1 protein-coding gene is annotated in these 1166 nt (G+C 71.1%); it reads left to right on the plus strand.

Translation table 11 applies throughout. The features are described 5' to 3' along the window. A partial coding sequence (locus C1A33_RS26030; RefSeq protein WP_243407960.1) for an acyl carrier protein occupies positions 1-1166 on the plus strand: 1166 nt, incomplete at both ends.

Raw genomic sequence — 1166 nt, forward strand, 5'->3', positions numbered from 1 at the left:
CGCCACCAGCCTCGCCTGGGGCTACTGGCAACAAACCAGCACCATGACCGAACAGCTCAACCAGGGCGACGTGGCAAGAATGCAGCGGCAGGGCATCGTGCCGATGTCAGACGAACACGGCCTCGCTCTGTTCGACAGCGTTCTGGCCGCCGGTCGGAAAGCGCAGCGCGCGACCTGGGTGACGGCGCAGCTCGACCTGGCCGCGCTACGGGCCCAGGCGACGCGGTCACCGGTGCCCACCGTGCTGCGGGGTCTCGTGCCACCGCCGCCGCGACGCGCCGCGGCGGCCAGGGACGACGCGCACCAGGACTCCCTCGCCCGCCAGCTTGCCCCGCTGACCCCCGCCGAGCGGGAGGCCTCCCTGCTGGAGCTGGTGCGCGGCCAGGTGGCCGACGTGCTCGGACACGCCAGCCCGCTCGCCGTGGAGCCCGACCGGTCGTTCCGGGAGGTCGGATTCGACTCGCTGACCGCGGTCGACCTGCGCAACCGGCTGAACGCCGCGACCGGTCTACGGCTGACGGCCACCCTGGCCTTCGACTACCCGACGCCGGCCGTGCTCGCCCGGCACCTCGGCCAGGAGCTCGGTGGGGCACCGGCGGCGACCGTGACGACCCCGCAGGCCGCCGCCTTCGACAACGAGCCGATCGCGGTGGTGGGGATCGCGTGCCGTTTCCCGGGGGGTATCGCCTCGCCGGAGGATCTGTGGCGGCTGGTCGAGGCCGGCGAGGAAGCCATCGGCGCTTTCCCCACCGACCGGGGCTGGGATCTGGACTCCCTGTTCCATCCCGACCCTGACCATTTCGGCACCTCCTATGCCCGGGCGGGAGGGTTCCTGACCGACGTGGGTGGTTTCGACGCCGAGTTCTTCGGGATCAGCCCGCGCGAGGCGCTCGCGATGGACCCGCAGCAGCGGCTTCTGCTCGAAACCAGCTGGGAGGCCATCGAGCACGCCGGCATCAACCCCGACACGCTCCGCGGAACCCCGACCGGTGTCTTCAGCGGAATGATGTACCACGACTACGCCGCCCGGCTGAACACCACGCCCACGGATCTCGAGGGCTATATCGGCACGGGCAACAGCGGAAGCGTCACCTCCGGTCGGGTGTCGTATGTGTTCGGGTTCGAGGGGCCCGCGGTCACCATCGACACCGCCTGCTCCTCCTCCC

The organism is Frankia canadensis (genome assembly GCF_900197875.1).
Classification (GTDB): domain Bacteria; phylum Actinomycetota; class Actinomycetes; order Frankiales; family Frankiaceae; genus Frankia; species Frankia canadensis.